Origin of the sequence: Exiguobacterium aurantiacum DSM 6208 (assembly GCF_000702585.1) — a bacterium.
GTDB classification, from domain to species: Bacteria; Bacillota; Bacilli; order Exiguobacteriales; family Exiguobacteriaceae; genus Exiguobacterium; species Exiguobacterium aurantiacum.
Genome location: NZ_JNIQ01000001.1, coordinates 1,754,221 through 1,780,860 on the forward strand (window position 1 = coordinate 1,754,221; position 26,640 = coordinate 1,780,860).

The 26,640-nt window shown below is 53.1% G+C and carries 26 protein-coding genes; 18 read left to right on the forward strand and 8 right to left on the reverse strand.

Annotated features, from left to right (window positions below):
- Positions 1 to 56 precede the first annotated feature (56 nt).
- Positions 57 to 605, forward strand: a complete 549-nt coding sequence (locus P398_RS0109255) for a GNAT family N-acetyltransferase (protein ID WP_029334878.1) — start codon at positions 57 to 59, stop codon at positions 603 to 605.
- Here the strand turns inward: P398_RS0109255 and P398_RS0109260 are convergent, their stop codons facing one another.
- Entirely contained in the window at positions 606 to 1,001 is a 396-nt protein-coding gene (locus P398_RS0109260; protein ID WP_029334879.1) for a hypothetical protein, read from the reverse strand. It lies immediately after the preceding gene.
- A 58-nt stretch (positions 1,002 to 1,059) separates the two neighbouring features.
- The gene (locus P398_RS0109265; RefSeq protein ID WP_029334880.1) at positions 1,060 to 2,055 is read right to left on the reverse strand and encodes a tyrosine-type recombinase/integrase; all 996 of its coding nucleotides are present in this window, start codon (positions 2,053 to 2,055) and stop codon (positions 1,060 to 1,062) included.
- Positions 2,056 to 2,158: 103 nt separating this feature from the next.
- Between P398_RS0109265 and hflX the strand changes: the two genes are divergently transcribed.
- The 4 genes from hflX to glnA all read left to right on the forward strand — a co-directional run bounded on the left by hflX (position 2,159) and on the right by glnA (position 6,587).
- Positions 2,159 to 3,403: a GTPase HflX gene (hflX, locus tag P398_RS0109270; protein ID WP_029334881.1), complete on the forward strand. Its 1,245-nt coding sequence runs from the start codon at positions 2,159 to 2,161 to the stop codon at positions 3,401 to 3,403.
- On the forward strand, positions 3,404 to 4,702 hold the full coding sequence (locus P398_RS0109275; RefSeq protein WP_407637222.1) for a methionine gamma-lyase family protein: 1,299 nt from the start codon (positions 3,404 to 3,406) through the stop codon (positions 4,700 to 4,702). It begins immediately after the preceding gene.
- A 93-nt stretch (positions 4,703 to 4,795) separates the two neighbouring features.
- Complete coding sequence (locus P398_RS0109280; protein ID WP_024372535.1) at positions 4,796 to 5,200, forward strand: MerR family transcriptional regulator; 405 nt, start codon at positions 4,796 to 4,798, stop codon at positions 5,198 to 5,200.
- Between the two features lie 46 nt (positions 5,201 to 5,246).
- Complete coding sequence (gene glnA, locus P398_RS0109285; protein ID WP_024372536.1) at positions 5,247 to 6,587, forward strand: type I glutamate--ammonia ligase; 1,341 nt, start codon at positions 5,247 to 5,249, stop codon at positions 6,585 to 6,587.
- A gap of 90 nt (positions 6,588 to 6,677) precedes the next feature.
- Here glnA and P398_RS0109290 read toward each other — a convergent pair whose 3' ends face one another.
- Both P398_RS0109290 and lexA read right to left on the reverse strand, forming a co-directional pair.
- Positions 6,678 to 7,118: a metal-binding protein gene (locus P398_RS0109290; protein WP_029334883.1), complete on the reverse strand. Its 441-nt coding sequence runs from the start codon at positions 7,116 to 7,118 to the stop codon at positions 6,678 to 6,680.
- Positions 7,118 to 7,738, reverse strand: coding sequence for a transcriptional repressor LexA (gene lexA / locus P398_RS0109295; RefSeq protein ID WP_024372453.1), 621 nt, complete (start codon positions 7,736 to 7,738; stop codon positions 7,118 to 7,120). The genes P398_RS0109290 and lexA overlap by 1 nt, the downstream gene beginning before the upstream one ends.
- A gap of 201 nt (positions 7,739 to 7,939) precedes the next feature.
- Here lexA and P398_RS0109300 point away from each other — a divergent pair, with 201 nt between their 5' ends.
- The 7 genes from P398_RS0109300 to P398_RS0109330 all read left to right on the forward strand — a co-directional run bounded on the left by P398_RS0109300 (position 7,940) and on the right by P398_RS0109330 (position 15,367).
- Positions 7,940 to 8,173, forward strand: a complete 234-nt coding sequence (locus P398_RS0109300; protein ID WP_029334884.1) for a hypothetical protein — start codon at positions 7,940 to 7,942, stop codon at positions 8,171 to 8,173.
- 71 nt (positions 8,174 to 8,244) lie between these two features.
- On the forward strand, positions 8,245 to 8,889 hold the full coding sequence (locus tag P398_RS0109305; protein ID WP_024372455.1) for a YneB family resolvase-like protein: 645 nt from the start codon (positions 8,245 to 8,247) through the stop codon (positions 8,887 to 8,889).
- Between the two features lie 60 nt (positions 8,890 to 8,949).
- Positions 8,950 to 9,183, forward strand: a complete 234-nt coding sequence (locus tag P398_RS0109310; protein WP_024372456.1) for a DUF896 domain-containing protein — start codon at positions 8,950 to 8,952, stop codon at positions 9,181 to 9,183.
- Positions 9,184 to 9,382: 199 nt separating this feature from the next.
- On the forward strand, positions 9,383 to 11,374 hold the full coding sequence (gene tkt / locus P398_RS0109315; RefSeq protein ID WP_029334885.1) for a transketolase: 1,992 nt from the start codon (positions 9,383 to 9,385) through the stop codon (positions 11,372 to 11,374).
- A 128-nt stretch (positions 11,375 to 11,502) separates the two neighbouring features.
- Entirely contained in the window at positions 11,503 to 11,736 is a 234-nt protein-coding gene (locus P398_RS0109320; RefSeq protein WP_024372458.1) for a YneF family protein, read from the forward strand.
- 123 nt (positions 11,737 to 11,859) lie between these two features.
- Positions 11,860 to 13,614, forward strand: a complete 1,755-nt coding sequence (locus P398_RS0109325; RefSeq protein ID WP_024372459.1) for an ABC transporter transmembrane domain-containing protein — start codon at positions 11,860 to 11,862, stop codon at positions 13,612 to 13,614.
- Positions 13,604 to 15,367, forward strand: coding sequence for an ABC transporter ATP-binding protein (locus P398_RS0109330; protein WP_029334886.1), 1,764 nt, complete (start codon positions 13,604 to 13,606; stop codon positions 15,365 to 15,367). The genes P398_RS0109325 and P398_RS0109330 overlap by 11 nt, the downstream gene beginning before the upstream one ends.
- A gap of 76 nt (positions 15,368 to 15,443) precedes the next feature.
- Here P398_RS0109330 and P398_RS0109335 read toward each other — a convergent pair whose 3' ends face one another.
- Positions 15,444 to 15,626 (reverse strand): aspartyl-phosphate phosphatase Spo0E family protein, encoded by a 183-nt coding sequence (locus P398_RS0109335; RefSeq protein WP_029334887.1) that lies wholly within the window; start codon positions 15,624 to 15,626, stop codon positions 15,444 to 15,446.
- A 192-nt stretch (positions 15,627 to 15,818) separates the two neighbouring features.
- On the opposite strand from P398_RS0109335, the gene P398_RS0109340 reads away from it, so the two are divergent.
- Positions 15,819 to 16,517: a cytochrome c biogenesis CcdA family protein gene (locus P398_RS0109340; protein WP_024372462.1), complete on the forward strand. Its 699-nt coding sequence runs from the start codon at positions 15,819 to 15,821 to the stop codon at positions 16,515 to 16,517.
- A gap of 13 nt (positions 16,518 to 16,530) precedes the next feature.
- Positions 16,531 to 16,989, forward strand: coding sequence for a CcdC family protein (locus P398_RS0109345; RefSeq protein WP_024372463.1), 459 nt, complete (start codon positions 16,531 to 16,533; stop codon positions 16,987 to 16,989).
- Between the two features lie 36 nt (positions 16,990 to 17,025).
- Here P398_RS0109345 and P398_RS0109350 read toward each other — a convergent pair whose 3' ends face one another.
- The 3 genes from P398_RS0109350 to P398_RS0109360 form a co-directional block, all read right to left on the reverse strand.
- Positions 17,026 to 18,585 carry a solute symporter family protein gene (locus P398_RS0109350; RefSeq protein ID WP_029334888.1) on the reverse strand — a complete coding sequence of 520 codons (1,560 nt, stop codon included), beginning with the start codon at positions 18,583 to 18,585 and terminating at the stop codon, positions 17,026 to 17,028.
- Positions 18,582 to 18,911 carry a DUF485 domain-containing protein gene (locus P398_RS0109355; protein ID WP_024372465.1) on the reverse strand — a complete coding sequence of 110 codons (330 nt, stop codon included), beginning with the start codon at positions 18,909 to 18,911 and terminating at the stop codon, positions 18,582 to 18,584. The genes P398_RS0109350 and P398_RS0109355 overlap by 4 nt, the downstream gene beginning before the upstream one ends.
- 262 nt (positions 18,912 to 19,173) lie before the next feature.
- Entirely contained in the window at positions 19,174 to 19,605 is a 432-nt protein-coding gene (locus P398_RS0109360) for a DUF2621 family protein (RefSeq protein ID WP_024372466.1), read from the reverse strand.
- 176 nt (positions 19,606 to 19,781) lie between these two features.
- Between P398_RS0109360 and P398_RS0109365 the strand changes: the two genes are divergently transcribed.
- From P398_RS0109365 to P398_RS0109380, 4 genes are all read left to right on the forward strand, one after another.
- Complete coding sequence (locus tag P398_RS0109365) at positions 19,782 to 21,377, forward strand: peptide chain release factor 3 (RefSeq protein ID WP_024372467.1); 1,596 nt, start codon at positions 19,782 to 19,784, stop codon at positions 21,375 to 21,377.
- A 200-nt stretch (positions 21,378 to 21,577) separates the two neighbouring features.
- Positions 21,578 to 24,292 carry an aconitate hydratase AcnA gene (gene acnA / locus P398_RS0109370; RefSeq protein WP_029334889.1) on the forward strand — a complete coding sequence of 905 codons (2,715 nt, stop codon included), beginning with the start codon at positions 21,578 to 21,580 and terminating at the stop codon, positions 24,290 to 24,292.
- Positions 24,293 to 24,415: 123 nt separating this feature from the next.
- Complete coding sequence (locus P398_RS0109375) at positions 24,416 to 24,904, forward strand: DUF3939 domain-containing protein (protein ID WP_024372469.1); 489 nt, start codon at positions 24,416 to 24,418, stop codon at positions 24,902 to 24,904.
- Positions 24,905 to 25,032: 128 nt separating this feature from the next.
- Entirely contained in the window at positions 25,033 to 26,598 is a 1,566-nt protein-coding gene (locus tag P398_RS0109380) for a BCCT family transporter (RefSeq protein WP_029334890.1), read from the forward strand.
- The last annotated feature ends 42 nt before the right edge of the window (positions 26,599 to 26,640 follow it).

Sequence of the window (26,640 nt, forward strand, 5' to 3'; positions counted from 1 at the left end):
CTGTTACGTTATAACAACGAAGGACACAATAACTGGAAGAGGATGGAGAGGACGCTATGTTACGCTATGACATCAAGGACCAGCTTCAACTACGCATGTTCACCATCGATGACGCGGAAGCGTTATTCGAATTGACGATGGCCTCGAAGCCGTACCTTCGCGAGTGGCTCGGTTGGCTCGATTATATCGAGACGGTCGACGACTCGAAACGAAATATCGAAGGGCGAATCAAAGGATTGATGGAGACTGGCGGCTATCCAAAATCGTTCGCGATTATGTATCAAGGCAAGCTCGCCGGGACGATCGGGTTCAACGACATCGACCGAGGCATCAAGTGCGGAACGATCGGCTATTGGCTCGGTCAAGACTTTCAAGGCAAGGGCATCATGAGTCAAGCGCTCGAGACGCTCATCGAGTATGGATTCCGCGACCTCGGGCTCAACAAAATCGAGATTCGTGTCGCGACCGGGAACAGCAAGAGCCGAGCGTTACCGGAACGGTTGGGCTTCAAACAAGAAGGCGTGCTCCGCGACGCCGAATGGCTATACGACCGCTACGTCGACCATGTCGTCTACGGGCTGTTGCGAGCGGAATGGACCGGTTGATTATGAGGTTTTGAAATAATGACCGAGCAGTTGATCGATGATGAAAAAGACGGTCGCGCTCAGTACACCGAGTAAGGACGCGAAGTTGAACAGTCCCGTCTCAAAAATCGATAGGTCGAACAACAGGCCGTATGGGATCACGAACAACCAGCCGCCGATCAAGTGATAGAGGAAAGACGTCATCCGTTTTGAGCGGAATGGCGTCTTTTCACTGAGGTACCCCGACAATAGCGACATCGTCGTCCCGTACAGAAACACGACAGGGACGGCGAACAAGGCATAGACGAGGACGCTTTGCCAGTACGGTAATTCGAATGCGTCCGGGAGTACGAGCGGTAAGACGAACGGGATGATGAACAGACTGAACAATGCGGCTTGAATCTTTTGGAACAACATGGCTTTCTCCTCCTTCACATCATCAGTCAACAAACCGACATGTGTTCATGCCGGCTCGTTAGAGAATCGTTTTTGAGGCATAGAGCATCTCACCGAACTCGGTATACGCCTGTTCATAACGGCGAAGCGAAGACTCTTTATGCATACACGTGACGTTCATACGTTCAATCGGGGTCATGTCTAAAGCATACGTCTTCAAGACATGGGCGTTCCGCAGCATCGACGGTGTGACCGAGCGGGCGAGACCGCTCCGTTCGTTCAACTGGCGCATCATCTTCGTGATCATGACGATCGTCAGCTGCTTCGGCTGGTTCTTCGCATACACCCAGCGGAACGTCATTCTTGCGAAATCGAACGAGACGAAGACGGGGTCGTCCGAGTACCAGCGCGGGCGCACCGGTGTCGGGATGTCGGCGAGGTAGTTCATGAGAAGCGACTGGTCCGCTTGGCTGAGTTTCAAAGTGAATTTGTTGCCGAGCCGGTCGTAGACGTCGAATTCATGGCTCGCGAGATGCAAATCATTCATTCGCAATCGGATGATGTGGTGGACGCGGAGCCCGTATTTATAGAAGAGCGTCACAATCAGCTCATTCCGGTTGACGAGATACGGATGCGCCTGCAGCTGATTCTCGCTAAGGCCGCGCGTCGAGCGGATCGTCAGGATGAGTGTATCGAATTCGGCCTCTAGCGCGATTTGATCGACGGTGAGCGTATGCGCCGGTTGCGCGTAGTGAAGCATCTTTTTACGAAGCGGGTTCAAAAATGTCGTCAAGCTGTTGATTACCGTGACGATGCGGGCGACCGTCGCCTGTTGGTACTGTTTCTCTTCAATTAAAAAATCGTTGACGAACGTCTTCCATGATTCGAGCGGGACGGCGAGCCATTCCTCTGGCGTGACGAGTTCGACGTTATGGTCATGAAAGTATTTATGCACATCGATCAAGTCGTAGCGATAGCGTTTCAGCGTCGAGGGCTGGCGGCCGCTCGCACCAAGATGGTATAAATACGTCTCGATATACTCGGGGAGCGCGTACTCTTTTCTTCGTTTCGTCATGGACGTCCCTCCTTCTCCTCATATCGTACCACAAACGGACGTTCTCCATTCCTCGATTCGTGGTAAGATGGGGAATGAGACTTATTAGGAATGAGGGATATGTATGGAACGAGAGAAAGTGATCATCGTCGGCTGTCAATTACCGACAGTCGATGATTGGACATATGAACAATCGATGGGGGAACTCGTCGAATTAGTCGACACAGCAAGAGGTGAGGTCGTCGCCCGGCTCGATCAAAAGCGGCAACAAATCGATCGCCGCACGTTCATCGGAAAGGGGAAGGTCGAGGAGCTCGCCATGCTCATCGAACAGTTCGCACCAGACATCGTCATCTTCAACGCCGAGCTGTCACCGGCCCAATCGAAGAATATTCGCATCTCATTGAACGATCCGGACGAGATGAAATTGATTGACCGGACACAGCTCATCCTCGACATTTTCGCAGGACGCGCCCAATCGAAAGAAGGGAAGCTCCAAGTCGAGCTCGCGCAGATGAACTACCTGTTGCCACGCTTGATTGGGCAGGGCACACAATTGTCGCGGCTCGGAGGCGGGATCGGGACGCGTGGACCGGGTGAGACGAAACTGGAAAGCGACCGCCGTCACATCAAACGCCGCATCGACGAGATCAAGAAACAGCTCGAAGGGACCGTCGCGCACCGTGACCGTTACCGCGAGCGCCGGAAAGAGAACCGGGTGTTTCAAGTCGCACTCGTCGGTTACACGAACGCCGGAAAATCGACGATCTTCAACCGTCTGACGGATGCCGATACGTACGAGCAGGACGAACTGTTCGCGACGCTCGACCCGCTCACGCGCGAGCTTGAGTTGCCGCGCGGCGGGAAAGTGTTAATTACGGATACGGTCGGGTTCATCCGTGACTTGCCGACGAAACTCGTCGCTGCCTTCCGCTCGACACTCGAAGAAGTCGTCGGGGCCGACCTCGTGCTTCATGTCATCGACGCGTCGAACCCGCACTACATGAATCAAATCGATACGACCAACTCGGTTCTGTCGGAGCTCGGCGCGAGCGAGTTGCCGCAGCTCGAAGTGTACAATAAGAAAGACCGCTTGACGGCCGACTTCGTCGGTGGACCACTCGTCATCTCGGCGCTCGACGCTACGGATATCGAGACGCTCATCGGTGCGATCGAAGACAAAATCTGTGACGTGTTGACGAAAGTACACGTCATTTTACCGGTCAGCTCGTTCGAGCATTACCATCCGGCCAAAGATTCGATGTATCGGCTCGAGGAGAACTTCCTTGATGACGGTTCGGTCGAACTCGTCGGGTATATGAGAGAAGACACGCGTCTATATTCGACGCTGAAACAATTTGAGGTGTGAATGATGTGGCAAGAAAAGATTGATCATTATGATGAACTCGCCCCGTTCGTGAAGCAAGCGGAACAACGGGTGCGACCTTATTTCGAAGCGATCGAGGAAACGGCAGAGTTTAACCAGTACCGTGTCCTCGAATCGTTCAAAAAGCATAAAGTATCGGACTTCCATTTCAATCCGACGACCGGTTATGGCTATGACGACATCGGGCGTGACACGCTCGAGTCGATTTATGCGGACGTGTTCGGGGCCGAGCTCGCCCTTTGTCGTCCCCAAATCATCTCTGGAACGCACGCCATCGGCATCGCCTTGTTCGGCGTGTTGTTGCCGGGTGATGAGCTCTTGTATGTCACGGGTAAACCGTACGATACGCTCGAAGAGATCGTCGGTATCCGTGGCGACGGCCGCGGTTCATTGAGAGAACTTGGTGTCGGCTATGACACGGTCGAGTTGAAAGACGACCGCATCGATGTCGAAGCGGTCTTGAAACGGGTCCGTCCTGAGACGAAACTCATCGGGATTCAGCGCTCGAAAGGATACGCCAATCGGCGCAGCATCCCGGTGCAGGAGATTGGGAAGGCGATCGCGGCGATCAAAGCGGCCCATCCGCACGTATTCGTCTTCGTCGACAACTGCTACGGTGAATTCGTCGAGACGAATGAGCCAACCCACGTCGGTGCCGACCTCATGGCCGGTTCGCTCATTAAAAACCCAGGCGGTGGGCTTGCCAAGACGGGCGGCTATATCGCCGGCACGAAGGAACTGATTGAACGTTGCTCGTTCCGGATGACGACGCCGGGCATCGGCAGCGAGGCCGGACCATCGCTCTATTCGCTCCAAGAGATGTACCAAGGCTTCTATATGGCGCCGCACACGGTCGCCCAAGCGTTGAAAGGGGCCCATTTGACGGCGAGCCTATTGTCACTTCTCGGCTTTGAGACCGATCCGCATTATACGGAGCGACGCACCGATCTGATTCAGTCGGTGACGTTCCGCGACCGCGACAAGATGATCGCGTTTTGCCAGAGCATCCAAATGGCGTCACCGGTCAACGCCCATGCGCTTCCGGTTCCGGCCTACATGCCTGGGTATGAGGACGACGTCATCATGGCGGCCGGGACGTTCATCCAAGGTTCGTCCATCGAGCTATCAGCCGACGGTCCGCTCCGCGCACCGTACACGGCGTACGTTCAAGGCGGCTTGACGTATGCGCACGTCAAGGTCGCGTTAATGCTGGCCTTGAGCCAATTACGTACGAAAGGGCTCGTTAAGTTTGACCCACAAAACATCACAACGACGTTGTAACCAAAATGTCATGTTAACTTTCTTAACATCTATTGACAGGAAAAGTGTCATGTATTATTCTCACAGTGTAAGACAGCAAAGGAGGGATAAGGGATGGCCGATCAATTTCGTCGCTCCAACCCGTTGTTTCCGATTGGAATCGTCCAAGACTTGACGCAACTGACTGGTAGGCAGATTCGGTATTACGAAGAACAGGGTCTGATTTCGCCTAGTCGGACGGAATCGAAACGACGACTTTATTCCTTTAATGATGTCGAACGTCTACTCGCAATCAAGGACTTCATCGACCAAGGATTCAACTTGGCGGCGATTCGCCACATGTTGGATAATGAGGGGACTACAGAAACGGACTCAACCGCTTCAAAGGAACCGGTCAGTGAGACTCCGAAGATTTCGGAAAAAGAATTGCACAAATTGTTGAAAACACAGCTTCAAGAAGCTGGACGTTTCAATAAGACGTCACTCATCCAAGGTGAGTTGTCACGTTTTTATCGATGACGCCAGTACATTAACCATTACACAATGTGAGAGGGGACATTTCACCATGGCCAGAAAAACGTTCACGAAAGAAGACATCAAACGGATCGCACAAGAAGAGGACGTACGCTTCATTCGTCTTCAATTCACAGACATCCTCGGAACGATCAAAAACGTCGAGGTGCCGATCAGCCAATTGGACAAAGCACTCGACAACAAGATGATGTTCGACGGTTCTTCAATCGAAGGATTCGTCCGCATCGAGGAGTCAGACATGTACCTTTATCCAGACCTTAACACGTGGGTTGTCTTCCCGTGGACAGATGGCAGCGGAAAAGTCGCTCGCTTGATTTGTGATATTTATAACCCAGACGGCACACCGTTTAGCGGAGACCCGCGCGGTACGCTCAAACGCAACCTTGAGCACATGCAAAAGCTTGGCTTCACAGCGTTCAACGTCGGACCAGAGCCTGAGTTCTTCCTCTTCAAAAAGGATTTGAACGGTCAACCGACACTCGAATTGAACGACCAAGGTGGCTACTTCGACTTGGCGCCGGTCGACCTCGGCGAGAACTGCCGTAAAGAGATCGTCATCGAGCTTGAGAACATGGGCTTTGAAATCGAAGCATCGCACCACGAAGTCGCACCAGGGCAACACGAGATCGACTTCAAATATGCGGATGCGGTCACGACAGCCGATAACATCCAAACGTTCAAGCTCGTCGTCAAGACGATTGCGGCGAAGTATGGTCTTCACGCGACGTTCATGCCGAAACCACTCTTCGGCGTCAACGGTTCAGGGATGCACGCCAACATGTCGCTCTTCAAAGGCGACACGAACGTCTTCTACGACCCGAATGGCGAAATGGAATTGTCAGACACGGCCCGTGCTTTCACGGCGGGAATCCTCGAGCACGCTCGTGCGTTTACGGCCATCTGTAACCCTACGGTCAACTCATACAAGCGTCTCGTACCAGGTTATGAGGCACCTTGCTACGTCGCATGGAGCGCACGCAACCGTTCACCACTCGTTCGTGTCCCGGCGGCCCGTGGCCTCTCGACGCGTATCGAAGTACGTTCGGTCGACCCGGCGGCGAACCCATACCTCGCCCTCTCGTCACTCTTGGCTTCAGGCCTCGACGGGATCGAAAAAGATTTAGTTGCACCAAAACCAATCGACAGCAACATTTACGTCATGGACAAGCCAGAACGTGTCGCGAACGGTATCGACGACCTTCCAGCGACGCTCTTCGATGCACTCGAAGTGCTCCGTGCCGATAAAGTCGTCATGGACTCACTCGGTGAGCATATCGGCGAACACTTCCTCGAATTGAAAGAGATCGAGTGGGACATGTTCCGTATGCAAGTGACGGAGTGGGAGCGCGATCAGTACATGACGCTCTACTAATCCAACGAAAAAAGCGCTCGTGCCTTCTTCGGAAAGCACGGGCGCTTTTTTGCGCGTCTAAAAGGACGTCCCCGAGTGGAGACGTCCTGATTAGAACGCACGTTTGAAAAATGTCGATGTGTAATCGAGGGCTGTATGAAGCGTCGTCGCGAACGTGAGGCCGAGGAAGAACGGCAAGCCGTTCGCGTCGAGCCAAGCGATTGTGGCGGCTTCATACGGTGTGAACGTGAGCAAGATGACGATCGGAAAGCCGAGGTAAATGATTCGAATCAAATCACTCAATACCGGCAAGTGCGAGAAGAGCGACCGGTGCGGCATCAGCTTCACGTAAGGTAGCCAAAATCCGCGGAGCGGCCCCCAGCGGAAGTAGGCGTCTGACTTCAAGTCGAGGTCCGGGGAGAGCCAGAGCGTCCCGACGATGGCGCCGAGCAAAAGCGCGAGCGGGACATCGAGGTCAATAAAAGGCGTGGCAACCGCAAGAGCACCGATTGCCACGAAGTTCGTACGCGTATGGGTCTTACCGCTCGCCATTAGTGAATCGTCCGGTATACACCGATGACTTTCCCTAAGATCGAAACGTTGTCGAAATACATCGCCTCAAGTTCATCATTCTCCGGTTGGAGCCTAACTTTTGAGGCCTCTTTGTAGATCCGCTTGACCGTCGCTTCGCCTTCGTCGGTCATCGCGACGACAATCTCTCCATTGTCGGCCGTGTTCTGCTGTCTCACGAGGACCCGGTCTCCGTCGAGAATGCCGGCGTTCACCATTGAGTCTCCAGAAACGGAGAGCATGTAGACGTTGTCGGCACCGACGATATGCGATGGGAGGGGGAAGTGCTCTTCCACGTTCTCGATCGCCGTGATCGGCGTCCCGGCCGTTACTTTCCCGATGACCGGTACGTACGTGACCGCTTCGTGGTCGTTCGTGACGACGGCATCCTCACTTAAGATCTCGATTGCGCGAGGCTTCGTCTTGTCGCGACGGATCAATCCGCGCTTCTCTAAGCGATCTAAGTGACCGTGTACGGTCGAGCTTGAAGCCAAACCGACCGCCTCACCGATTTCTCGGACAGAAGGTGGATATCCTTTCGAGCGCACTTCGTCTTTTATAAAATCAAGAATCTGTTGTTGTCTTGCTGACATTTTTTTCATAGATCTCACCTCGATTATGTCGAATAACTTGCGAACGCATCCTATTCTTTATGGTCTAAGTTTAACATAGAACACATGAGCGTACAAACATTCGTTCGTTTTTTTCTTGACCGAACAGAAGTTCCTGTTTTATGATGAGAACAGATAAACGAACAAACGTTCTCAGGAACGTGCATTCTCATAAACTGGAGGCGGATTATAATGAAAGATACGTTGAATGGAATCATCTTAGTCGGATTGTTAGTACTCGGTATGTTCGCATTTTTTATGGTCGGAGAAATGAGACACGTCGAGGTAGCGGCACCGGTTGTCGAAGATACCCGAAGCATCGAGGCGGAAGTAGCACGGACAGAAGCGGAAACGCTCGAAGCGCGCATCATCGCCGAACGGGCTGAAAAAGATGAGCGTAAGACGACGTGGTTCGCCTCCGAGTAATGGTTTCTGATTGCGGAACGCCCCCGTTCCTGTGTATCGTAAAAAGGAATGGATAGAAAGGGAGTGACGGGATGCGAGTCGTCATTTATTGTCGCGTGTCGACGAACAAAGCGGCGCAAGAGACTTCGCTCGGTCGTCAAGTCGAGGAGTTGACGAGGATGGCGAAACGCCTCGAGGCCGACGTCATCGACACGATCACCGAACAAGAGAGCGGATATGAGGTCAATCGGACGGGTCTTCTCGATTTACTCGAGCATGTCTCCGCCTCGAACCTGGACGCCGTCCTCGTGACAGATGACAGCCGGCTCGGACGAGGGAACGCGAAAATCGCCATTTTGCACACGCTCATGAAGCACGACGTCCGGCTGTTGACGATGCAATCGTCTGATGAGTATGTCGTCTCTGACGCGGAGAAAATGGTGCTCGAGATCGTCAGTGTCGTCGAAGAGTACCAACGGAAGATTCATAACGCGAAAATATCTCGCGGGATGCGGCGGGCTGTGGCGAACGGGTTCAACCCGCAACGAAACATTCAGCATCATGATCAAGGCGGCCGGAGCCGGATCGAGGTCCCGATCGAAGAGATCGTCCAACTCCGTGAACGTGGGTTGACGTTTGCGGAAATCGCGGCGACGTTACGCGGCTTCGGATATGAAGTCTCGAAAGCGACGGTCAACCGCCGTTATCTCGAACACGTGGCGGTATCGAAAACTTGATTCCTCAGCGCTGATTTTGTACAGTAGAAGAACAAATTCAGTAGAGAGGGGGCGAGCCCGATGTTAGCACCTGAACAATTGGAGCGAATCAATTTCCTCGCCAACAAAGCGAAGACAGACGGTCTCTCGCAGCAAGAGATGGATGAACAACAAGCTTTACGTCAACAATATTTGAAAGCGTTCCGTCAATCGTTCAAATCCCAAATGATGGGTATGAAAGTCGTCGATCCGGATGGCAACGACGTGACACCGCAAAAACTGAAAGAAGAGCAAGATCGTCAACGCTCGGAATGACCTTGAATGCACATCCTATTTCGCATAGGATGTGCATGTTTGTTATACGCGAACGTCTATAAGGTTCGACGATTGAACCGAAATGAAGACAAAGGAAGTAAACGATTTCAAACAATGTGTTATACTAATTAATTAGTTGTGACACACGATTGAGTGTGCTAAAATATGACGGGTAGAAACCTTCTTAACAACAGAGAGGATGAAATTAGTGGAAACAACTACTAAAGAATTATTAGCGATTAACTCGATTCGGACGCTCTCAATCGATGCGGTCCAAAAAGCGAACTCTGGTCACCCGGGTATGCCGATGGGTGCGGCTCCGATGGCGTTCACGCTTTGGACAGATAAGATGCGTCATAATCCGAAAAACCCGAACTGGTTCAACCGTGACCGTTTCGTGTTATCAGCAGGTCATGGTTCGATGCTCTTGTACTCGCTTCTTCACTTGTCTGGTTACGATTTGTCACTCGACGACCTGAAATCGTTCCGTCAAATGGACTCGAAGACGCCAGGTCATCCAGAGTACCGTCACACGGCTGGTGTCGACGCGACGACTGGACCGCTCGGACAAGGGATCGCCATGGCTGTCGGAATGGCGATGGCGGAGAAGCATCTTGAAGCAACGTATAACCGTGATGAGTTCAAAGTGGTTGATCACTTCACATACGGGATTTGCGGCGACGGTGACTTGATGGAAGGCGTGTCGGCGGAAGCTGCCTCACTCGCTGGTCACTTGAAACTTGGCAAGCTCGTCGTCCTTTATGATTCAAACGACATCTCACTTGACGGTGACCTTCACAAGTCGTTCTCAGAAAGTGTCGAAGACCGTTTCAACGCCTACGGTTGGCAAGTCATCCGTGTCGAGGACGGTACAGACATCGACACGATCGCCAAGGCGATCGATGAGGCGAAAGCCGAAGCGTCAAAACCGACACTCATCGAAGTGAAGACGGTTATCGGCTTCGGATCACCGAACAAATCAGGGAAATCGGCTTCGCACGGGGCTCCACTCGGTGAAGCGGAAATCGAGCTCACGAAACAGTTCTATAAGTGGGAAGGCGAGAACTTCTACGTCCCGACTGAAGTGTACGACTTGTTCAACGAGAAAGTCATCGAGCCAGGCGCGAAATATGAGTCTGACTGGAACGAACTCGTCGAAGCTTACAAATCGGCTCACCCAGAGCTTGGCGCCCAATTCGAACGCGCGATGAACAACGAGCTCCCAGAAGGCTGGGACAGCGAATTGCCGACGTTTGAGATCGGTTCGAAGAAAGCGACACGCCAGACGAGCGGTGAGGTGTTGAACGCACTCGCGAAGGCAGTGCCGACACTCTTCGGTGGATCGGCTGACCTCGCCGGTTCGAACAACTCGATGATCAAAGGCGCGGCTGACTTCGACGAAGATCCGGCTGGCCGCAACATCTGGTTCGGGGTACGTGAGTTCGCGATGGCGGCTGCCGTCAACGGAATGGCGCTTCACGGCGGAGTTGTCCCGTACGGTGCGACGTTCTTCGTGTTCTCAGACTACCTTCGTCCTGCGGTCCGTTTGGCTGCCCTCATGGGTCTTCCATCGACGTTCATCTTGACGCACGATTCGATCGCGGTCGGTGAAGATGGTCCGACGCACGAACCGGTCGAACATTTGATGAGCTTCCGCGCGATGCCGAACGTATCGGTCCTCCGCCCGGCGGATGGAAAAGAGACGATCGCGGCTTGGAAACAGGCTGTGACGACGACATCTAGCCCATCACTTCTCGTCTTGACGCGTCAAGCGCTTCCTGAGCTTGAAGGGACGTCAATCGAGCAAGCAGCTAAAGGCGCATACGTCGTGGCTGGCGACTCGAACGAAGCGGACGTGCTCCTCCTCGGTACGGGTTCTGAAGTACACGTACTCGTCGAAGCGCGCGAACAACTCGCCTCTGAAGGCGTGAAAGCGGCTGTTGTATCGATGCCTTCGTGGGAATTGTTCGAAGCGCAATCGGCAGAATACAAAGAATCGGTCCTTCCGTCATCTGTGACGAAGCGCGTCTCGCTTGAAGCTGGATCGACGCTCGGTTGGTACAAGTACGTCGGATTCGGCGGTAAAGTACTCGGAATCGACAAGTTCGGTGCCTCTGCTCCTGGGGACCTCCTCATGAAAGAATACGGCATGTCGGTCGAGAACGTGATCGCCGCTGTCAAATCGCTTTAAATCAAGAACTGTCGTGATGTCTTCCGTTTCCGGAGGGCATCACGATTTTTTTTCTGACGACTAGCGAATTAGCGCAATATAGTGTATAGTAAAAAACGATGTTTCATATGGTAGAGGAGGTAAAAACCTTGAGTACATTGTTCTGGATTCTTATCGTCGTAGCAGCACTCATCGGAGGTATCGCGATCGGTTTCTTCATCGCTCGTAAATACATGATGAACTACCTCGAACAAAACCCGCCAATCAATGAAGATATGATTCGTACGTTGATGATGCAAATGGGTCAAAAACCGTCACAGAAGAAAGTCAACCAAGTGATGCGTGCCATGAACGTTCAAATGAAGAACGAAAAGAAATCATAATGAGTTACCGGAACACTTCGCCGCGGCGGAGTGTTTTTTGTATCCATATATTGTTAGACAATCGAACAAACTTTCGCTACCATAAATGAATAGTCTTATTTCAAGATATAGGGGGCGTTTCACATTCGTGTATTCAAACAATTATCCTGGTTTTTCAAGCTGGAGTGGCGCACATACGCACTCGGTATTGTCCTGCTCATGTTCGTCGCCGCGCTCGAGCTCGTGCCGCCGCGCATCATCGGCCGTATCGTCGATGAGATGAACGAAGGTTCGCTCGAAGCGAACTTGTTGTGGCTCCTCCTCGGCGGTCTCGCCGCCGTCGGCATCGGGAACTATGTGGCCCGCTTCTTTTGGCGCTATTTCATCTTCGGTGCGTCAATCCGGCTCGGACGATTGCTCCGGAGCCAGCTTTATCGACACTTTACCGATTTGGATCAACGTTTTTACAAGAAGTCACGAGTCGGAGATTTAATGGCGCATGCGACGAACGACGTGCAAGCCGTCTCGATGACGGCCGGGGCCGGCATCTTAACACTCGTCGATAGCGTGACGATGGGGACGTTCGTCATCATCACGATGGTGACGACGATCAGTTGGAAGTTGACGGTCGTCGCGCTCTTGCCGTTACCAATCATGGTCGCATTGACGACACGTTACGGAAAGTTGCTACATAGCCGGTTCGGCGTCGCTCAGGCAGCGTTCTCCGAACTGAACGATAAAGTCCAGGAGAGCGTCAGTGGCGTGCGTGTCTTGAAATCAACCGGTGAAATCGGACGAGACGTCGAATCGTTCGAGAAACTGTCTGATGAGGTGATGGCGAAAAACGTTCGCGTCGCCAAAATTGATGCGCTGTATGACCCGACCATCTTCGGGATTGTCGGACTATCTTACATATTATCGATCGGATATGGGGCGTATTTGATTGAGCAAGGCGAGCTCACGATCGGTCAAATCGTCAGTTTCACGGCGTACCTCGGTTTACTCACGTGGCCGATGCTCGCGTTCGGCTGGCTGTTCAATATCGTCGAACGTGGTCGCGCCTCATACGACCGAATCGAGCGCATGCTCGCCGTCAAACCTGAGATCCAAGACGATCCGGTGGCGGCGACGAAGCTGGCCCATTCCGAAATTGAGGCCGACGTCCGCATGTTCGCGTATGATGAGGTACCTGTGCTACGGGATGTGTCGTTCCGCCTCGAGCGCGGCAAGACGCTCGGAGTCGTCGGGCGCACCGGTTCCGGGAAGACGACGATCGTCCGTTTGTTGACGCGCGAATATGATGTGAACGAAGGCAAAGTCAAAATCGGGGGCATCAACATCCGCCAAGTGAAAAAATCGGTCTTACTCGAACGGGTCGCGCTCGTCCCGCAAGATCATTTCCTCTTCTCGGACTCGATCGCGAACAACATCGCGTTCGGCCGTCCCGACGCAAGCATGGACGAGATCATGACCGCCGCGAAAGTGGCCGAAGTGCATGATGACATCATGCGCCTCCCAGAAGGATACGCGACGCTCGTCGGAGAGCGCGGCGTGACGCTCTCAGGAGGGCAGAAACAGCGTATCTCGATCGCCCGCGCCCTCATGATTGATGCGGACGTCCTCATTCTTGACGATGCGTTGTCCGCCGTCGATGCGAAGACGGAAGAAGCGATCATCGAACACTTCAGAACGGGGAATCCGGACCAATCCCGCCTGATCGTTGCCCATCGTCTCTCGGCTGTCGAACATGCTGATGAGATTCTTGTGCTAGAGGACGGGAAAGTCATTCAACGGGGTAGCCATGACGAACTGATTCAGCAAGAAGGTTGGTATAAAGATACGTACGATCGTCAACAGCTCGAGGCGATCGTGGAAGGAGGCGGGCATCATGAAGCATGACATTCAAGAATGGGCGGTCATCGAACGGTTGCTCGGCTATACGAAGCGATACGGCCGTCCGCTCAGCATCGCGTTCGTGTTCTTATTGCTCGCGACAGGCGCGAAGCTCGCCGGGCCGTTTTTGATCAAAGTGTTCATCGACGAGTTCGTCACCCCGGGCGTCTATCCGACGAACTGGGTCGTCACGCTTTTCGTCGTCTATATGGTGCTCCACGTGTCGGCGATCATCTTTGATTACTTGCAATCGATTTCGTTCCAAAAGATCGCGTTGAAGATCGTCCAAAACATCCGGATGGACATCTTCCGGCACGTGATGGGAATGCGGCTCGCTTACTTCGACCGAACTCCGGCCGGCGTGCTCGTATCCCGAATCACGAACGACACGGAAGCCGTGAAAGAGCTTTATGTCGGGGTCATGAGCACGTTCGTACAGTCGGGCGTGCAACTGCTCGGAACGTATATCTTCCTCTACATCCTAGAGCCGACGCTCGCGACGATGGGGCTCGTTCTCGTGCCGCTCTTTTGGCTCATCATCTGGGCGTATCGTCGCTATTCGACGAAATATTTCGCCCAGGTCCGCGACTTGCTGTCCCAACTGAACGCTCAGTTGAACGAGTCGGTCAACGGGATGGGCATCGTTCAGCAGTTCCGGCAAGAAGAACGTCTCATCCGTCAGTTTGAAGAGACGAACGAGGCGCATCAACAAGCCCGCTACCGTAACTTGAAGCTCGACAGCATGTTGCTCCGTCCGATCATCGAGTTGTTGCTCGCTTTCTCGATCATCGGTTTGCTCGGTTATTACGGGGTGTTGTCGACGACAGAACAAGTCCAAATCGGGGTCGTCTATGCGTTCATCAGCTATATCGAGCGGATCTTCCGACCGGTGCTCGATATTATGCAACGCTTGAGTGAGTTTCAACAAGCGGTCGTCTCGGCCGATCGTGTGTTCAAAATTTTGGACACGGATGAACCGGCACCCGGTAAACGTCTTCCCGGGGAGGCGCGTATCGGCAACGGTGAGGTTCGGTTCGATGACGTCACGTTCAGTTACGACGGTGAGGTCGATGTGTTGAAACATATCTCATTCGTCGCCAAACCAGGGGAGACCGTCGCTCTCGTCGGTCATACGGGAAGCGGGAAAAGTTCCATTATCAACTTGCTCACCCGCTTCTACCCATACCAATCCGGTCAAATCACGATTGACGGCCAACCGATCGAACAATTCGAGGAAGCGGAGCTCCGGGACAAGGTCGGGCTCGTCTTGCAAGACCCGTTCCTCTTCACGGGAACGATCGAGGATAACTTGAAGCTGTTCAATCCCGTTATCGATTCCGATCGTGTCCGCGAGGCGGCCGAATTCGTGCAAGCCCACACGTTCATCGAGAAACTTGACGCCGGCTACGGCCATCAAGTCGGGGAGCGTGGTGCGACGTTCTCGAGCGGGGAACGGCAATTGCTCGCGTTCGCAAGGACCGTCGCCCGGGATCCAAAGATTCTCATTCTCGACGAAGCGACGAGCTCGATCGATACGGAGACGGAAGAGCGAGTCCAATACGCGCTCGATCGAATGCGGAGGGGACGGACGACGATCGCCATCGCCCACCGCCTTTCGACGATACAAGACGCGGATCTCATCCTCGTCCTGCATCGCGGAGAAATCGTCGAACGAGGCAACCACCAAGATCTGCTTCGACAGGACGGGTTGTATAAGAAGATGTACGAATTGCAATCCGGCCAACGTCTGATGTCATAAACTTGAAAGTGTACCCATGGAGGTATGGAGTTTCCATAAAAAAAGCTCGCCACGATATTGTGGCGAGCTGTCGTGTTTAACGAGTCGATTGTTCTTCTGGATGTTTTAACAGGACGTGACGTGTGATCAACGTGTCCAATTCCTGACTGATATGAATCACTTCAGGAGACGTCCAACTATGTCGTGAGGCGACTTCGTACAACTCATCGCGCTTTCGTTCAATGGCATGGTGTAAGTTTTCAGCTGTGATGACCGCCACATTGTTTCCCCCATCGTTATAAAATAGAAACTGGTGTACTTAAATATCCAAATGTTAGCATCTAACACTACTTATGACAAGTTTCATTTCCATGTCAAACATTACAAAGAAGTAGGACACTTCCAATGAGCAGAAGATACGAGCATTTTGAAAAGGTTTTCGCTATAATTGGGCTGAAAGGTGGAAGATCGCATGGAAGTCACACTTTGGCTCGCCTTCGGGGCGGGCGTCTTATCATTTTTATCTCCGTGTACGTTACCGCTCTATCCCGTCTTTTTGTCATATATCACAGGGGTATCGGTCTCTGACTTGAAAAACGAAGGGTTGCGTCAGCGGAAAGCTTGGTTTCATACGTTTGCTTTCTTATTCGGTTTCTCGATCGTGTTTCTCGTCCTCGGACTATCGACCTCGCTCATCGCTGACGTCTTCATCCAGTATAAAGATAGTCTGCGCATGTTCGGTGCCATCCTCATCTTCGTGTTCGGCGTCTTCTTGGCAGGGATTTGGCAACCGAGCTTCATGATGCGTGAGAAGAAACTCTCGCTCGGTGAACGGAAGAGCGGCTACTTCGGTACGGTTTTGATCGGGATTGGTTTTGCTGCCGGTTGGACACCTTGTACGGGACCGATTCTCGCTGGGGTGATTGCGCTCGCCGCATCGAACCCGAGTCAAGGGATGGGCTATATGCTCGCTTATGTCATCGGATTCGCGATCCCGTTTCTCGTCATGGCCGGATTTGTCGGGAAAATCAAGTATTTGGCGAAAAACAGCGGAAAAGTCGCGAAATTCGGTGGTTACTTGATGATGGCGTTCGGCGTATTGTTATATTTTGATGGGATGAACCGATTCGCTGCTTGGATGAGCGAACTCGTCGGATTCACCGGATTTTAAAGGGGTTGACCGTATGTCGATATTTTGGGGATCGACCATCGTCGCGCTGTTGATGGGGGTTGTCGCGAGTTTCGTTCGCGTCAAAGCCTCCGCACGTCCGACGAACGCCAAGAAGATTTTAATACCCCCGCTCGCGATGTCGACGGGGATGCTCCAATTTCTCGTACCGGCCTTTCGCCTAACGTGGCTCGAAGTCGGGGAGGCGCTTCTCGTCGGTTTGATTTTTAGTGTGTTTCTCATCAAAACGTCAAACTTCGAGAAGCGGAACGGGGAAGTGTATCTGTCCCGCTCGAAAGCCTTCTTCATCGTCGTCTTCGTCTTGCTCGCCATCCGGACCGCGATGAAGGCGTTCATCGGGGCGGAAGTAAACATCTTTGCGACGGGCGGACTGTTTTACTTAATCGCCTGGGGCATGATTGTCCCGTGGCGAATCGCGATGTATCAAAAGTACAAACAGATCATGGCCACATGAAAAGCGTACCTGATGAGCGAATCAGGTACGCTTTTTTTAGTCTGCTTTCGAGGCGGCAGCTTCTGTCTCGGCATCGATGCCGGTATTGGCTTTTACGAGAATCCGTTCATAGTTTCCGATCGCTTCATCTGATTTCGTCATATACGTTCCGACGATGGCGGCGAGGAAACCGAGTGGGATCGAGACGATTCCTGGGTTCGTGAGCGGGAACAGCGCTTCACCGATGAAGATGGCGGACCCGTCCGGCGCCCAAATGTTCGGGCTGATGGCGACGAGGAACAAGGAAGAAAACAGGCCGACGACCATCCCGAAGATGGCGCCACCCGTGTTGAACCGTCGCCAGAAAATCGTGAAGAGGATGACCGGCAAGTTCGCGCTCGCCGCGACAGCGAACGCAAGCGAGACGAGGAACGCCACATTCATCGACTGGGCAAAGAAGGCGAGTCCCATCGAGACGACAGCGACGGCGATTGAAGCGATGCGGGCCGCCAACACTTGCTCTTTCTCCGTCGCTTCCCCTTTCCGGATGATATGTCCGTAGAAGTCATGCGCGAACGCCGATGCTGCCGACAAGACGAGGCCGGCGACGACTGCGAGAATCGTCGCGAAGGCGATGGCGGCGACGAAGGCGAACAATAAGTCCCCACCGAGCACTTGGGCGAGGAGCGGTGCGGCCATGTTGCCGGCCGGGTTGGCAGCGATGATGGCGTCAGAGCCGACGAAGGCGGCGGCACCGAAACCGAGGAAGATCGTCAAAATGTAAAACGCGCCGATGACCCACGTCGCGTAGACGACCGATTGCCGAGCCGTCGGGGCGTCTTTGACCGTGAAGAAACGAATCAAGATATGTGGGAGACCGGCTGTCCCGAGGACGAGCGCCAAGTTGAGCGAAATCGTATCGAGCGGCAGTTTAAACTTGTTGCCCGGGTTCAAGAAGCTGTCGCCGAGCGGTGTCGCTTTGCTCACTTCCGAAAACATCTTGAACACCGAAAAGTCGAACTTGGCGAAGACGAGGAACGAGATGATGGCCGTCCCGATCATCAAGAGGACCGCTTTCGTGATTTGGACCCACGACGTGGCCGTCATCCCGCCGAAGACGACGTACACCGTCATCAAAATGCCGACGACGACGACACTCGTCGTATAAGGGATGCCGAGCAACAGCTCGATGAGCGCACCAGCGCCGACGAGTTGGGCAATCATATAGAAGATGGAGATGACGATGGCGTTCATGGCGGCGACGCCACGGACACGCGGCTTGTTAAAACGAGCGGCGATCATATCGGCCATTGTGTACTTGCCGAGGTTTCGGAGCGGCTCGGCGACGAGATACAAGACGACGAGATAGGCGACGAGGAACCCGATCGAGTAGAAGAACCCGTCAAAGCCTGCGAGGGCGATCATCCCGGCAATCCCGAGGAACGAGGCGGCCGACATGTAATCGCCGGCGATGGCGAGACCGTTTTGAAAACCGGTCAATCCACCGTCGGCCGTATAAAAATCACTGGCCGTCTTCGTTTTACGGGCAGCGAAGAACGTGATGACGAGCGTCAATCCGACAATGGCGAGAAACAAGAGCACGGCCGTCAAGTTCATCGTGTTTCCTCCTGCTTGATTTTTTCGACGAGTTCATCGAACCGGCGGGCGCGCCGGCTGTACAGGACACAAAACGTCCACGTCATGAAGAATTGGGCGAAGGCGAGTACCCACGCCCAAGTGATGTCACCGGCGACTTTCGTGTTCAAGAACGTGAAATAACTCGTCGAGACCGGCAACGTAAAATAAAAGATGAGTGAAAAGATGATAGACGGTACGATGAAGCGGTTCTTTTCCCGCATCAGCTTAACGAACGTCGGGCTTTCGACGATCGCCTCCGCTGACCTCGTGCTCTCGGTTTGTGTGACTTCTGTTACGTCATGCATCGATGAACCTCCTTGGCAATCAAGATACGTACATTATAGAAATGAAAATGAAGGAAAATCCATCCATTTTTAAACCTGTTCAAAGCTGTTATTATACTAATATTGGTCATACCAATTATTTGTAAGCGTTTTCAATAATGTCAAAAAGGTGAACGTTATTTCAAAGTAGTAATCGGAAGTTAAAACGGTTCTTTAGACCTATTAGTCGTATGGCACAATTCGAAAACAAAGCCACACAAAAAGTCCTCAAATTACTTGAGGACTACTGCTGGAAATAATGTTTGTAAACCGTCCAGTCGATTTGTTCTTGTTCGAGTGCCTTCTTTAAAAACTTATGGTCGCGTTTTGGCGTGGCAGCGATATAGCCTTTGACAACGAGCTCGGTCGTCATCTCCTTCGCCCTCGATTCAAGAGCGAACTGTCCGATTTTACCGGCAATTTTACGAATCGCGACGTCACGGAACAACTCTGGCACCGGTGTGACGAGCCGATCGAGGAGCGTCCGTGTCTCAGGCGTCCACATGTGACGTGTCCGATCGATATAATCGTCCTCAATATCGAGCAGGGACCGCCCGTCTTCTTTCGGCATTCGTTTTAAAAACTTACGGAACATGAAAAATCCACCGATGGACATCAAGCCGATCATCACGAACCCCCAAAAGACAATGAAATACATGACCAGACTTTCTGGCATCGTCTTTCCCCCGTTCTCTCAATTCACAGTCATTCAAAATTAGTATACAAAAAAAAGTAGGAATACAAAAGCAAGAGCATCGCCTTAGGATGGACGAACCCGACACATTTCGTTAAAATAGATAGCGTTGCAAATTGAACGAATCAGGAACGTCTTGAATAGAAAGGATCACATATATGAGCCAATTGAAACATGAAGTAGAGAAACGCCGGATTTTCGGCATCATCTCGCACCCGGATGCTGGTAAAACGACGCTGACGGAGAAGCTGCTCTTGCACGGGGGCGCGATTCGCGAGGCGGGGACGGTCAAAGCCCGCAAAAATTCGAAGCATGCCAAGTCCGACTGGATGGAAATCGAGAAGCAACGTGGGATCTCGGTCACGTCATCGGTCATGCAATTCGTCTATCAAGATAAAGTCGTCTCGATCATGGATACGCCGGGTCACAACGATTTCGGGGAAGACACATACCGTGTCTTGACGTCTGTCGACAGTGCCGTCATGGTCATCGATGCCGCCAAAGGGATCGAGACGCAGACGAAGAAACTGTTCCAAGTTTGTCGCATGCGAGGGATTCCGATCTTCACGTTCATGAACAAACTCGACCGCCAGGCGAAAGACCCGCTCGAGCTCATGGAAGAGCTTGAAGAAGTACTCGGTATGCCATCGGTCGCCGTCACATGGCCGATCGGTAGCGGCATGCAGTTTGAAGGCGTGTACGACCGCATCAAGAATGAAGTCCATTTGTTCCGAGGCGATAAGTCGACGCTCACGTTGAACGAGGACGGTGTGAACGACCCGGTTCTAGCCGACTATTTGACAGAAGAGAACTTGACGAACCTTCGTGATGAGATCGACCTACTTGACGGCGCCGGCAACGAGATTGACGTCGAGTCGATTCAACACGGGAAGTTGACCCCGGTCTTCTTTGGGACGGCGCTCGTCGACTTCGGCGTGACCTCGTTCTTAAATCATTACCTCGAGATGTCACCGGCCCCAGAGGCCCGTAAGTCGAACGTCGGTCCGATCGACCCGACAGCTGAGGACTTCAGCGGCTTCGTGTTCAAGATTCAGGCGAACATGAACCCGGCCCACCGTGACCGCATCGCTTTCGTCCGGATTTGCTCCGGTGTGTTCGAGCGCGGCATGGATGTGACGCTCACGCGGACCGGAAAGAAAATCAAGTTGAGCCAATCGACGCAACTGATGGCGAACGACCGAGAAACGGTCGACAAAGCGTTCGCTGGTGATGTCATCGGGATTTATGACTCAGGGACGTATCAAATCGGGGATACGATCACGACGTCGAAACAAAAAATCGCTTTCGAAGCGTTGCCTACGTTCCCACCTGAACTGTTCATGCGCGTCTCACCGATCAACTCACTCAAGTCAAAACACTTCCACAAAGGCGTCGAACAGCTCGCCCAGGAAGGTGCGATTCAAGTGTACCGCAACGAATACAACGAGATTTATCTCGGTGCGGTCGGTCAGCTCCAGTTCGAAGTATTCGAATACCGCTTGAACAATGAGTACGGTGTCGACATTCGGATGGAACCTGTGTCCTACAGCGTCGCTCGTTGGGTGAAAGACAAAGAACTGAAGGCGCTCAAACCGTTCCAAGACTCGCGCAACATGCTCGTGACGGACCGTTGGGAACGTCCGGTATTCTTGTTCGCGAACGAGTTCACGTTCGATCGGTTCAAAGAACGCTACGAAGACGAGTTGACGCTCGTCGACGCACTCGATGTCAACGCGGAGATCGGTGTCGAATAATGATTTGAAAGCGGCGGTCCTGTAGCAGGGCCGCCTTTTCGCGTTTAACCGGATGAACACGAATTGATAAGTTTTACTTATGACTAATTTGTGACGGAATGTATTTTACGTCACGCTATAGTTGTATTATGATAAACATGTGATAAGTAAGCGATTACGGCAATTGCCCGCGTCGCCGCTTTCAAAAAGGGGGAAATTGTATGGAACAGACGAACGTGTTAGACGCTTTCTCATCTCGGACGCAGTTCGAGGTGAACGGTCAGGCGTATGACTATTACCGACTTAAGAAATTAGAAGAGGATGGAGTGACTGAACTTAGTCGTCTCCCGTATTCGATTCGCGTGTTGCTCGAATCGGTGCTCCGCCAACAAGACGGCCGAGGCATCACGAAAGAGCACGTCGAGAACTTGGCTAAATGGGGTACAGCCGAGGTGTCGAAAGATATTGACGTCCCGTTCAAACCGGCCCGTGTCGTGTTACAAGACTTCACCGGCGTTCCGACGGTCGTTGACCTCGCCTCGCTCCGCAAAGCGATGGCCGACCTCGGAGGCGACCCGAACAAAATCAATCCAGAAATCCCGGTCGACCTCGTCGTCGACCACTCGGTCCAAGTCGATGCGTACGGTTTTGCCGGCGCACTCATGAAAAACATGGACATCGAGTTCGAGCGCAACGAAGAGCGTTACAAATTCTTGCGTTGGGCCCAAACGGCGTTCGACAACTACCGTGCCGTGCCACCGGCGACAGGGATCGTTCACCAAGTCAACCTTGAGTACTTGGCATCGGTCGTCCTTGAGAAGAACGACGGAACTGGCAACGTCGCATACCCGGATTCGCTCGTCGGAACGGATTCGCACACGACGATGATCAACGGCCTCGGCGTACTCGGATGGGGCGTCGGAGGAATTGAAGCCGAGGCGAGCATGCTCGGTCAACCGTCTTACTTCCCGGTACCTGACGTCGTCGGCGTCAAGATTATCGGGGAAGTGAACCCTGGTGTCACCGCGACAGACGTCGCGCTCGTCGTGACGGAGATGCTCCGTAACGAGAAAGTCGTCGGCAAATTTGTCGAGTTCTTCGGACCGTCGCTCCACACGATGCCGCTCTCTGATCGCGCGACGATCGCCAACATGGCACCTGAGTACGGTGCGACGTGTGGTTTCTTCCCGGTTGACACGGAGACGCTCAACTACATGCGCACGACAGGTCGCTCTGAAGAGTTGATCGACCTCGTCGAGGCATACTCGAAAGCGAACGACATGTTCTACACGCCTGACCAGGCCGACCCGGCGTTCACGAAAACGCTCACGCTCGACTTGTCTAAAGTAGAACCGTCACTCGCAGGGCCGAAACGTCCGCAAGACCGCATCAACTTGTCTGACTTGCAGAACGCGTTCGTCGACAGCTTGACGGCACCGGCCGGACATAGCGGTTTCGGCCTCGATCGGGCCGAACTCGATAAAACCGTCGCCGTCAACTACGAAGGTGGTTCTGTTGACATGAAGACGGGTGACGTCGCCATCGCAGCCATCACGAGCTGTACAAACACGTCGAACCCATACGTCATGGTAGGAGCAGGTCTCGTCGCGAAAAAAGCGGTCGAACGTGGGCTCACAGTTCCGAAATACGTGAAGACGTCGCTCGCTCCAGGTTCGAAAGTCGTTACGGACTACTTGGACAAGGCAGGCCTCACACCGTACCTCGATCAGCTCGGATTCAACACCGTCGGCTACGGTTGTACGACTTGTATCGGGAACTCAGGCCCGCTCGACCGTGAAGTCGAAGAAGCGATCACGTCGAACGACTTGCTCGTGTCGTCGGTCCTCTCGGGGAACCGTAACTTCGAAGGCCGCGTCCACCCACTCGTCAAAGCGAACTTCTTGGCCTCGCCGCCGCTTGTCGTCGCTTACGCACTCGCCGGGTCGGTCAACTTCGACATCATGAACGAATCGTTCGGTACTGACAAAGACGGCAACGAAGTCTTCTTCAAAGACATCTGGCCGTCAAACGATGAGATCAAGATGGTCGTTCAAGACGTCGTCTCACCGGAAGCGTTCCGTAAAGAGTACGATACGGTGTTCACCGGCAACGAACGTTGGAACGCGCTCGACGTGCCAGAAGGCAACTTGTACGACTTCTCGGACGACTCGACGTATATCCAAAACCCACCGTTCTTCGAAAACCTCGAACCGGAAGCAGGCGTGGTCCATCCGCTCAACGGACTTCGCGTCATCGGCAAGTTTGCCGATTCGGTCACGACCGACCACATCTCACCGGCAGGGGCGTTCTCGAAGACGACACCAGCCGGACAGTACTTGCAGTCAAAAGGGGTCGCACCGCTCGACTTCAACTCGTACGGATCGCGTCGGGGTAACCACGAAGTGATGATGCGCGGTACGTTCGCGAACATTCGCATCCGTAACCAAGTCGCACCGGGCACAGAAGGCGGTTTCACAACGTACTGGCCGACTGGCGAAATCATGCCGATGTACGACGCGGCAATGAAGTATAAAGAGCAAGGCACGGGGCTCATCGTCCTCGCAGGCAACGACTACGGGATGGGTTCATCGCGTGACTGGGCTGCAAAAGGGACGAACTTGCTCGGTATTCGCGCCGTCATCGCGCAAAGCTTCGAGCGCATCCACCGCTCAAACCTCGTCATGATGGGCGTGTTACCGCTCCAGTTCATGGATGGGGAGTCTGCCGAATCGCTCGGCCTATCGGGCGAAGAGGCACTTGATATCCAAGTCGACGAGTCAGTTCGTCCGCGAGATATCTTGGACGTCAAGGCGACGCACGAGAACGGCACGGTGACGGAGTTCAAAGTCATCGCGCGTTTCGACTCTGAAATTGAGATCGATTACTACCGTCATGGCGGGATCCTTCAGATGGTTCTCCGTGATAAATTGAAGTAAACGATTGAGAAGTGTAAAATGTTGACCTTCCTTTGAAAAAAGGAAGGTTTTTTTTGTGAATGTGCGAATATGAGGTGAGAGGGAAGGCTATATCGGGAACAGAATGGGGAGAGGGGGGAGTGTATGGAAAAATTGACGAAGTCAGGGAAGAATTGGTGGCAGCGGCTCACTCAAAAAGAAGAGGTGGTCGAAGAGATTGTCGACATCACGTTGCCTGAACTTAGACAGGCGATTCATGAATACGAGCAGACGTTGCCGAAAGGGGTCAACCGGACGGTGCTGCTCGATGATGCGCAAGAAATCGACCTTTCCCGTTTGAAACGCCATTTGCCGGGGAGGCCGAGGCAACGTTTCTTCATGTCGAAGGAGACGTTTTATATCGTCCCGGAAGAAGAACGTGACATCATCTACGAGATGGACCAAGTCCAGCGAGCACTTGATCTATATATGGAGCAAGAGCAGAAGCTACCGCTTCGGAAATTTCAGCAGACGATGCAACTCGACTTGACACGACTACGGGAGGGCGGATATTTGAAAACGCTACCGAAACGGCCTTATTACGTGGTCGATGAGACGTTCATCGTCTCGTTAGAACCGAAACCGCCTGAGTGACGCGCACGTGACGTCACTCTTTTTGGTTCACGGACAAGACACATCGTCGGGTTGAGAAGTGTTTACGATGTATGTTACGGTGGAAAACGTATATGAAAATAAGAAAAATTGAATAGGAGTGACAACACATGAAAAGGAAAAGCCAAGTGACGACCGTTTTTATCGTTTCTGCCATCATCACGGTCTTGTTCACCATTTGGGGTATCTTCCCTGAACGCCTCCTTGGCAACGCTAGCCTGTTGAACGTGACGACGAAGCTGCAAGGTTGGTTGTCGAACGGGTTAGGCTGGTTTTATTTATTGAGCGCGACCGGTATCTTGCTCGTCGCCATCTTTTTGATTTTCTCTCGATTCGGTTCGATCCGACTCGGGAAAGATACGGATCGACCGGACTTCGGTTACATGACATGGTTCGCGATGCTCTTTAGTGCGGGCATGGGGATTGGACTCATCTTCTGGGGTGCGGCCGAACCGCTCCTCCACTTCCATAGCCCACCATTCGAGTCACCGACTCCTGAAGGTGACGCCCGAACGGCGATGCGATATGCATTCTTCCATTGGGGCTTACATCCGTGGGCGATTTACGCCATGATCGCACTCGCAATCGCCTACTCGACGTTCCGGAAAGGGCGACCGGCAACCATCGGAGAGACGATCGGTTCGCTCGTAAATGATCGCTATGAACGTCCGGTCAAACAGACGGTCGACATCCTCGCGGTCATTGCGACGGCGTTCGGGGTGGCGACGTCGCTCGGATTCGGGGCGCAACAGATCGCCGGGGGTCTTCACTATTTGCTTCCGGGCGTGCCGAACGCGTTCTCGACTCAACTCATCATTATCGCCGTCGTGACGGTGTTATATATGATTAGTGCTTCGACAGGCCTGGAGAAAGGCATTCGGATTTTAAGTAACACGAACATCTTTCTTGCCATCGTCTTACTCGTGGCGACACTCATCGCCGGACCGAGCGCGTTCATTCTCGACTTGTTCACACAGACGATCGGGACGTACTTGCAACAGTTACCGTCGATGAGTTTCAGGACGGCGGCGCTTGAACCGGTCGAACGGGAATGGATTAACGGCTGGACAATCTTCTATTGGGCATGGTGGATCTCATGGTCACCGTTCGTCGGGACATTCATCGCCCGCGTCTCCAAAGGACGGACGATTCGTGAATTCATCATCGGCATCTTGCTCGTCCCGACATCGTTCGGGTTGCTATGGTTCTCTGTCTTCGGCGGGTCTGCGATTTGGGCGGACTTGTTCGGTGGCCAGAGCTTGATCACGGCCGTCAACGAGATCGGGACAGAAGTCGGGCTCTTCGCCTTGTTCGAGACGTTCGGAGGGTTCGGGACGGTGCTCAGCATCATCGCCATCTTCCTCATCTCGACGTTCTTCATCACATCGGCTGACTCGGCGACGTACGTGCTCGGGATGCTCACGACGAACGGGAAACTGATTCCACCGATGCGCATCAAATTGACGTGGGGCTTCATCCAATCGTCGATCGCCGCCGTACTCTTGTACGCCGGCGGGTTGAGCGCATTGCAAGCAGTCGCCATCCTCGTCGCGTTCCCATTCATTTTCGTGTTGATCTTTATGATCATCGCCTTGTTCAAAGACTTGTCCGATGAACCGGATGAACGGGACAAATGGATCGAAACGTATAAAAAAGAAGAAGATAAGCTCGGTTAACGAAAAGAGGGTCTCAATGCGAGACCCTTTTTTGGTCGTAAA